The sequence below is a fragment of the Streptomyces sp. NPDC002845 genome, assembly GCF_053591955.1.
Window position 1 is genome coordinate 1 of sequence record NZ_JBSFUU010000160.1, and the last position, 8546, is coordinate 8546.

At 70.1% G+C, this 8546-nt stretch carries 8 protein-coding genes and 1 pseudogene; 5 read left to right on the plus strand and 4 right to left on the minus strand.

Annotated features, from left to right (window positions below; genetic code table 11):
- Positions 1 to 188: 188 nt before the first annotated feature.
- On the plus strand, positions 189 to 389 hold the full coding sequence (locus tag ACWD3C_RS47210; protein ID WP_451154781.1) for a hypothetical protein: 201 nt from the start codon (positions 189 to 191) through the stop codon (positions 387 to 389).
- A gap of 80 nt (positions 390 to 469) precedes the next feature.
- Entirely contained in the window at positions 470 to 619 is a 150-nt protein-coding gene (locus ACWD3C_RS47215) for a hypothetical protein (RefSeq protein WP_451154783.1), read from the plus strand.
- Between the two features lie 281 nt (positions 620 to 900).
- Here the strand turns inward: ACWD3C_RS47215 and ACWD3C_RS47220 are convergent, their stop codons facing one another.
- The 3 genes and pseudogenes from ACWD3C_RS47220 to ACWD3C_RS47230 all read right to left on the minus strand — a co-directional run bounded on the left by ACWD3C_RS47220 (position 901) and on the right by ACWD3C_RS47230 (position 3088).
- Positions 901 to 1560, minus strand: a complete 660-nt coding sequence (locus ACWD3C_RS47220; protein WP_451154785.1) for an ATP-dependent DNA ligase — start codon at positions 1558 to 1560, stop codon at positions 901 to 903.
- Positions 1561 to 1624: 64 nt separating this feature from the next.
- Positions 1625 to 1714 (minus strand): annotated as a pseudogene (locus ACWD3C_RS47225) (hypothetical protein); the annotation flags it as partial.
- A 348-nt stretch (positions 1715 to 2062) separates the two neighbouring features.
- Positions 2063 to 3088: a LacI family DNA-binding transcriptional regulator gene (locus tag ACWD3C_RS47230; protein WP_451154787.1), complete on the minus strand. Its 1026-nt coding sequence runs from the start codon at positions 3086 to 3088 to the stop codon at positions 2063 to 2065.
- A gap of 181 nt (positions 3089 to 3269) precedes the next feature.
- Between ACWD3C_RS47230 and ACWD3C_RS47235 the strand changes: the two genes are divergently transcribed.
- Positions 3270 to 4052, plus strand: coding sequence for a TIM barrel protein (locus ACWD3C_RS47235; RefSeq protein WP_451154789.1), 783 nt, complete (start codon positions 3270 to 3272; stop codon positions 4050 to 4052).
- A gap of 50 nt (positions 4053 to 4102) precedes the next feature.
- A complete protein-coding gene (locus tag ACWD3C_RS47240; RefSeq protein ID WP_451154791.1) occupies positions 4103 to 5128 on the plus strand; it encodes a Gfo/Idh/MocA family oxidoreductase in 1026 nt (341 codons plus the stop codon).
- A 571-nt stretch (positions 5129 to 5699) separates the two neighbouring features.
- Here the strand turns inward: ACWD3C_RS47240 and ACWD3C_RS47245 are convergent.
- Positions 5700 to 6905: a PucR family transcriptional regulator gene (locus ACWD3C_RS47245; protein WP_451154795.1), complete on the minus strand. Its 1206-nt coding sequence runs from the start codon at positions 6903 to 6905 to the stop codon at positions 5700 to 5702.
- A 149-nt stretch (positions 6906 to 7054) separates the two neighbouring features.
- On the opposite strand from ACWD3C_RS47245, the gene ACWD3C_RS47250 reads away from it, so the two are divergent.
- The coding region (locus ACWD3C_RS47250) for a long-chain-fatty-acid--CoA ligase (protein ID WP_451154793.1) at positions 7055 to 8546 on the plus strand (1492 nt) is incomplete at its 3' end.

Sequence of the window (8546 nt, forward strand, 5' to 3'; positions counted from 1 at the left end):
AAGGACCTCGACAATCCTCATTCTCGCTGGTCAGAGGCACTTTCTGCTTACGCGATCACCAGTCGGACAGCCCACCTCGTGAAAGCACGAGGCTATTGAATGAGTGCCCTCTCAGTCGCTGCTCGATGTGGTCGGCGCAACGGTGACACCTGGCCAGGCACGCACGCAGGACTCACTTCCGGGTGTGGGTGCGCACGTGGTCCGAAATCCTGCGAGAAGCCAAGCAGCGGCTGGAGTTCGTCAAGAAAGGCATCGACCACAACCCCTCCCTCGAGCAGGCCCTCGCCTACCTCCGGCACCGCCACGGCGATCTTCTCCCCGACCAACTGCGCCAGCCGGCCGCAGTTCCCACACCGCGCTCAGGAGCAGCCCATAATCCCGCTGTCTGATCCGGCCCGGGCGGAGGTCTGGGTCCGCCCAAGAGGCCTCCACGCCAGACCATCGCCCCGACCCCGGGTCCGACCGTGCCGTGGCGGAGGACGGATGCGAACTGCGTCTCGCCCTGGACGACGTCCTGGACCTGGTCGTGCGCGCGACCGGCGAGCAGCTCCAGATCGTGGGTACCCGATCGCAGGGCGACACCGTGACCAGCCCGCCCGGCCGCCGCTTCACCTCATAAAGCGCCGTGTTGCGCTGAGTGTTGCGGTAGAGGTTGCGCCAAGTGTTGCGCTGAGTGTTGCGGGAGGTGTTGCGCCAGCCTCCACAGCACCCCGAAGTCCGACCAGGTCACCACGAACATTCGGCGTGGTCGGGCCGCTGACATCCCCGTTGCGACCCCCTTCGACCATGCCCTGGCTGGAGTTGAGGAGTGGGAGGGCGGGATGGGCGGCGCGGACGCAGCCGGGGATCGGGGCGCGCTCAGCCGGTTGCGCGTCGGCGGGCCTCCGTGCCCGGCCGCCGTCAGTGCGGCGGTGACGTCAGGCGGGGGACGTCGGTGGGGGAGAGGTCGGGGCGGGCGCGGTGCCAGCGTGCGGGATGTCGCCACCGGCCGGAGGCGTCGCGGGCGACGTCGACGCCGACTTCCACCACCAGCTCGGGTTCCACCAGCGTGACGACAAGTTTTTCCTGGCTGCCCCACCCGGCGGAGAACGACCAGCCTGTCCACGGATGACCGCGCCGCCCACGAGCGAGCAGACCGGCGACCGCCGCACCTGCCGCCCGGGCGAGGGTGGTGGTGCGGCCGACGTACTGGAAGCGTCCTCCGCCGTCGTACCTGCCGAGCAGCAGCGTGCGAGGAACGGCCAGAGAGCCGGTGACCGCGCCGACGATCGCTTCGCTCGTCTCGCGGACCTTGTATTTCTCCCAGCCCCTCACCGAGGGCCGGTAGGCGTCGTCCAGCTTCTTGAAGACCACGCCCTCCATCCCGACCGACGCCCACGTCAGCCACTCGCGCACGACATCGGCCTCGGTGGTCGACGGACACAGAACCCGCGGCGCCGACAGCCGGCGGGCGGCGAACATGGACTCCAGCGCGGCCCTGCGCCTCCGGTACGGCCACCCGGTCGTGTCCGTCCCGGACAGCCTGAGCAGATCGAACCCGACGAAGTGGGCCGGCCACAAGCCGGTATTGCAGCCGCTCGAACGCCAGGCGGCCCGCAGCGTCCCATACGACCAGCTCGCCATCCAACGCGGTCGCGTCCGGCAACTGCACGACCCCGGCCACGACCTCCGGAAACGAGGCCGCCATCTCGGTGTCGCGCCTGGAGCGCAGCACGACCCGGCCCGCGTCGACGGAGACGAGAGCCCGAAATCCGTCCCACTTCGGTTATGCGCTGTTGAGCTGTCCGCGGGATATCGTCCGGCGCCATGTCGATCACTGGATGGCGGGTGCACTTCATCCGTCGAGCTGATGTGGCCGCGGGATGTGTCGCCGTTCATGCGGGAGTTCAGCGAGCTGTTTGCGGCCTCGATGAGCAACTGGACGAGTGGCGTGTGCCCGAGGGGCAGCCGTTCCTGATCAGGCCGGTCGGCATGTACGACGTCGAGTCGAACCGGTACTTTCTCGGTGTGGTCGGCGTCGTCGCCGTGGAACACACAGGCCGCGCACGCCCGGGATCTGCCTTCAGGGGGGCGGGGCGGACGTTCCCCGGACGACGAGACGGGGGGTGATGACTTGTTCCCCGGCGGGGATCTCCGCACCCTCCAGGCGTGCGACGGCCCGGCCGACGGCGAGCCCGGCGAGGCGTGCGATGTCCTGTCCGACGGTGGTGAGGTCGATGTGGGCAAGGCGGGCCAGATGGCTGTCGTCGAACCCGACGACGGAGATGTCGCCGGGGACCGCGACGCCGGAGCGGAGGAAGAGGTCGAGTACGCCGGTCGCGCAGCGGTCGTTGAAGGCCAGTACGGCGGTGGGGCGCGGGCGGGTGGCCGACAGGGTTCGGGCGGCCTCGGCGCCTTCCTCCTCAGTGAGACCGCCGGGGAGAATGCGGATGAGTTCGCCCAGGCCGTGGCGGTTCATGGCGGTGCGGTAGCCGCGGCGCCGGTCGGCTGCGCCCGGTGCCCGGCCGCCGTCGATGTGGGCGATGTCGCGGTGGCCCAGAGCGACGAGGTGGTCCACCGCCTGGCCGGCTCCCTCGTCGTCGGCGGTCCGTACGACTTCCAGGCCCGGGACGGACGGCCGCAGCCGGCGGGCCACGGAGACGACCGGCAGTTGCCCGGCGAGTTCCGCCAGCCGCGCGGCGGGGGCCTGCGGGCCGAGCAGGATCAGCGCCTCGCAGCGGTCGTCGAGCAGTGTCTCGACGGCGCGCTGCTCGCCGCGCCCGGCGGCCACGGCACTCAGCGCGATCTGGTACCCGGCCGGTTCGGCCGCCGCGTAGATGCCCTCCACCAGGTCGGAGTGGAACGGATGCTGGAGGCCGAACTGCACCCCGAGCAGATGGGAGCGGTGGCTGCGGAGCAGCCGGGCCCGGGCGTCGGGTCGGTAACCGATCTCCCGCGCGGCCTGAAGGACGCGCTCGCGGGTGGCCTGGCCGGCCCCTTTCGCGCCGCGCATCACGATGGAGACCAGCGCTGTGGACACCCCTGCCCGCGACGCCACGTCGGCGAGCGTCGGTCGCTTTCCGTTGGGGACCGCTGGGGTCGCCGGCAACCTGTCCTCCCTGGTCGGGGTCGTCTCCTACAGAGTCACTATAGAACGTTCTAGCTTTCACTGGCCACCGGAGCCTTGACAGGGGAGGGCGACAGCTGGCGTACTGCTGCTCCACAGGATTCTAGAACGTTCTAGTTTGTTGAACGTTCTAGCCCGAAGTCGCGGAGAGAGGTACGTGGCGATGTACACACTGGCGGTCTGCGCCGAGATGGTCTTCCTGGATCTGCCGATCGACGAGCGGGCACGGCGCATCCATGACGCCGGTTTCCAGGTCGAGATCTGGGACTGGACCCGGCACGACCTTGCCGCTCTGGCCCGGACCCCGGCCGACTTCTCCTCCATGACCGGTTACATCCGCGGCAGTCTGACCGACGAGGAGGGCGCGGCCGAACTCCTGAGCACCGCCGAGGAGTCACTCAAGGCTGCCGAGCAACTGGGCTGCCCTCGCCTGAACCTGCACGGCACCGGACTGGATGGCCAGGGCCTGCCGGTGGTGCCGGTGACCGGTGAGGTCACCGGAGAGATGTGGATCGCCGCCCACCGCACGCTCACCCGCCTCGCCGAGCTGGGCGAGAGCGCCGGGGTCGTCTTCACCCTGGAGAACCTCAACACCGCCGTCGACCACCCCGGGGTGCCGTTCGCGACGGCCGCCGACACCCTGGCCCTGGTCGCGGCCGTGGACCGGCCCGGGCTGCGGATGAATCTGGACCTCTACCACGCCCAGATCGGCGAGGGGAATCTGATCGAGCTGGTCCGCAGGGCCCATGCCCTGGGCCTGATCGGCGAGATCCAGGTGGCCGACGTCCCCGGCCGCCGCGAACCCGGAACCGGGGAGATCAACTACCCCGCCGTCGCCCGCGCCCTGGTGGGCCTCGGCTACGAGGGCACGGTGGCGATGGAGGCGTGGGCCTCCGGCGACAGCGAGCTCGCTTTGGAGCGCTTCCGCTCCGCCTTCACCGTCTGACTGTCTCCACAGCCTGTACTTACCCTGACGACGACGTACGGAGCACCCGCATGACCACCCAGCAGCCTCTCGCCGTCGGCCTCCTCGGCGCCGGACGGATGGGTTCGTTCCACGCCGAGACCCTCGCCCACCGCCTCCCGGGCGTCCGGCTCGTCGCCATCGCCGACCCCACCCCGGGCGCCGCGCGGAGCCTGGGCGACCGGCTCGGCTGCGCCACCGCCTACACGGACATCGGTGAACTGCTCGCCGACCCGCACATCGACGCGGTGGTGATCGCCACCCCGGCCCGTACCCACGCCGACCTGGTCGAGGCGGCCGCCAAGGCGGGCAAGGCGGTCTACTGCGAGAAGCCGATGGCGGTCACCCTCGCCGAGGCCGACCGCGCCATCGCGGCCGCCGCGGATGCGGGCGTGCTCCTCCAGGTGGGCTTCAACCGCCGCTACGACGCGGGCTTCAGGGCCGCCCACGAGAAGATCGCCGCCGGCGCCATCGGCACACCGCAGCTGTTGCGCTCGCTCACCCGCGACCCCGCTCTGGCCGACCCGGCCCGCATACCGCCGTGGACGATCTTCCTGGAGACCCTCATCCATGACTTTGACGTCCTGCGCCACCTCAATCCCGGTGCCGAACCCGTCGAGGTCTTCGCCATGGCGGACGCCCTGATCCGCCCCGACTTCAAGGACCGCGGCCTGCTCGACACCGCCGTCGTCACCGTCCGCTTCGACAATGGCGCCCTCGCCACCGCCGAGGCCAGCTTCCAGGCCGTCTACGGCTACGACGTACGCGCCGAGGTCCTCGGCTCGGCCGGGATGCTCACCATGGGCGACGTCCGCCGCACCCACCTGACCGCATACGGCCCGGACGGCGTCGCCGCCGAGTGCGTCACCTACGACCAGCACCTCTTCCACGACGCCTATGTGGCCGAACTCGCCGACTTCACCGACAGCGTCCGCACCGAGCGCACCCCCTCCGCCACCGGCGAGGACGCACGCGCTGCCCTGGCCATCGCCCTCGCCGCCGTCCAGTCCGTCACCACCGGCGGTCCCGTCCGCGTCGACAAGCTCCAAGACCTGTGAAGCACGGGTCTTCGGCCGCAGCGCGGACCCCGGCGCGGTGTGACAAGTACGGGGTGACGGCCAGGTCAGTCCAACATGCGACACCCCCGCTGCTCGAGTGTGGCGGGGGTGTCGGTGACTAGTAGACGTCTGAAGAGGGATGAGCCGACGGACAGGGCAATGACGGAGGCGATCAGTCCACCGACACCGACGGGTGCGGCGATCTGTGCGAGTGGGCCAGCCGCCCTTCATGGTCCTGACTTGGCCATGGACAACGGACAATGGCAAACCCTGTCCATAACTTCGGCTCCGCAGTACAGCCAGGCCGCAGATCGGGCACGGACACGGGGGTGGTCAGCATCGGCTCCGGCAGCGTCCATGTCACCTCCCATCCCTTCTACCAGCACTCTCCGCCACCCGAGTGGCTGCGCATCGCTCGGCGAGCGAGGCACAACTCCGCTCGCAGACGACACGAGGGCCCCGGCCGCAACACCCGAGGGCGTGGGCATACTGCTGGCCATGACGACCCCGCCCGGGACCCGCGTGTACGTGATGACCGTCGCGGTGCGGCTGTTGCGGGGTTTGGGACAGGTCATTCAGTCGATGTCGCCTGGTCGGTGTCCGGGCTTCGCGCCGTCGCGGGGCTTCGCGTGGCCAGCAGTGCGGCGCCGAGGTCTGCCACTGTATGGGGATCCGAGAGGGAACGGCCGGTCAGCTCCTCGACGCGGCGCAGGCGGTAGCGGACAGTGTTGGGGTGGACGTAGAGGCGTTCCGCCGTGGTCGCGGCGGAGCCGCCGGCGTCGAACCAGTGCTCCAAAGTGCCCAGGAGACGTGTGCGTTCGAGGCCCGGTAGGTCAAGTACGGGCTTCAGGACCACGTTCATCAGGTGAGCGGCCTCCACGGGGGCGGCGGCGACAAGCATGGCGAGGGGATTGTCGTCGAAGCGGGCGACGCCTGGGCCGCCGTCCGGTAGTCCCGCCAGGGCCAGCCGGGCAAAGCGCAGGGCCTGGGGTGTGCCCCGCAGCGAGGAAAAGCGGGGACTGACGCCCACGCGGGCGCCGGCGCGGCGCAGGATGCGCAGGCCGGTGGCCTCCGCCTCCGGTGTGGCGACGGCGATGAGGCCGATCTGCTGATCCGGCAGCAGCCGCCAGGCGGAGGGCAGGTGTGCCTGGCGCAGCGAGGCTTCCACGCCCGACAGAGGCTCCTCGCCGGGGGAGCTTGCCGCCGCCACGACGACAGAGTAGGGGCCGCGTTCCGGTAGGCCGAGTTCGCGGGCCGCGTCCCACAGTGTGATGCGGTCGGCGATCACGCCGGAGAACAGTGCTTCGACCAGTGCCGAGCGACGGGCGCCGCGCTGCACGGCCAGCTCGGCGGTGGTCTCCCGGTGTGCGGCCGCCACGGCCTCGGCATAGAGCCCGAACAGGTGCCAGATCTCCGCTGATCGGTCCACGAGCTGCGCGTCGGGGACCGTGGTGCGGGTGCGTGCCTGGGTGAGAATTTCCGACCACACGAACTCGAAGCCGATCCGGTACGCGTGCAGGATGTCCGCCAGCGGCATGCCCTGCTCGGCGCGGATCCTGCCGGTCTCCCGGGCGGGTCCGGGATCCGGTGCGCCGGAACGGCGCAGATGCATCAGGACCAGGTCCGCATTGGCGGTGCAGGACCGGCGCAGCGAGTCGAACGGGATGAGTGACTCATCCGCATACGCGGGGACGTCCGCGCGAATGCGTTCCGCGATCCGCTCTCCCAGCTCGGGAAGCTGCTCGTGGATCGCCGCGATCACGTCTGAAAGGTCCATCATCGCAGCTTAATGTGCCTGTCTTGTTCGCGGGAACAGTTGTGGGCGGGTGATGGTGTCGCGCGGTCCATTGGCGTCGGCGGTGGTCAGAAGCACGATGGCGCCCACGTGAACAGCGGATTTCAACGGTGAGTTCGTGGAGGACGGTCATGGCGAATCTGGCGGAATTTCTGGTGCGGACGGCGGCCCGGCAGCCCGAACGGCCCGCACTGCGGCTGGGGTCGCACATCACCTCCTACACGGAGCTGGACGAACGCAGCGCCCGTGCGGCCGCGCTGCTGCGGGCCGAAGGCGTACGGCCCGGAGACCGGGTCGCCCTGATGCTGCCGAACGTCCCCGAGTTCGTCGTGCTCTACTACGGCGCGCTCCGGGCCGGGGCGATCGTGGTGCCGCTGAACCCGCTGCTGAAGGAGCGGGAGACCGCGTACCACCTCAGCGACTCAGGCGCCGTACTGCTCTTCGAATGGCACCAGGCGCCGGGAGAGGGCGTGCAGGGAGCGGCTGCAGCCGGGGTACGGCGCATGGCAGTGGAGCCTTCGTCCTTCGCCGCGCTGCTGGCCGGGCACGAGCCGCTGAGCGAGGTGGCTCGGACGGCGGACGACGACGTGGCTGTCCTGCTGTACACGTCCGGCACCACCGGCAAGCCCAAGGGCGCCGCGCTCACCCACGGCGGACTGCGGCACAACACCGAGGCCAATAAGGTCCACGTCCAGCGGATGACGGCGGACGACGTGGTGGTGGGCTGTCTGCCGCTGTTCCACATCTTCGGCCAGATCTGCACGATGAGCGTGGCCGTCTGCAGCGGCGCCTCGCTCACGCTCATCCCGCGCTTCGACCCGCAGACCGTGCTGGATGCCATCGCCCGCGACCGGGCCACGGTCTTCGGTGGCGTACCGACCATGTACGCGGCCCTGCTGCAGCACCCGACGGACGCGGACGTGTCGACGCTGCGGATGTGCGTCTCCGGCGGCGCCTCCTTGCCGGTGGAGGTGCTGCGTGGCTTCGAGGAGCGCTTCGGCTGCGCGGTGCTGGAGGGCTTCGGCATGTCCGAGACGAGTCCCGTGGTGACGTTCAACCACCTCGACCGGCCCCGCAAGGCCGGCTCGATCGGCACCCCGATCCAGGACGTGGAGGTCCGGCTGCTGAACGACAAGGGCCAGGACATCGCCCCCGGAGCGATCGGCGAGCTGGCCGTACGCGGCCCCAACCTGATGAAGGGCTACTGGAACCGCCCCGAGGAGACGGCGATCGCCGTCCCGGACGGCTGGCTGCGCACCGGCGACCTGGCCCGGCGGGACGAGGACGGCTACCTCTACATAGTCGACCGGAAGAAGGACATGATCATCCGCGGCGGCTACAACGTCTACCCGCGCGAGGTCGAGGAGATCCTGCACGAGCACCCGGCCGTCGCCCTCGCCGCGGTGGTGGGTGTACCGCATCAGGAGCTCGGCGAGGAGATCGCGGCCGCGGTGGTCCTGCGTCCGGGGGCCCGGGCCACGGCCGAGGAACTGCGGCAGTACGTCAAGGACCGGATAGCGGCGTACAAGGCGGATTCAACCAGTCGTCGCAACACCTTGATCATGGAGGTGTCCGATGGGACGACCGGCAGGGTGGACGACGGCGGTTACGGGGCGTCCGGCG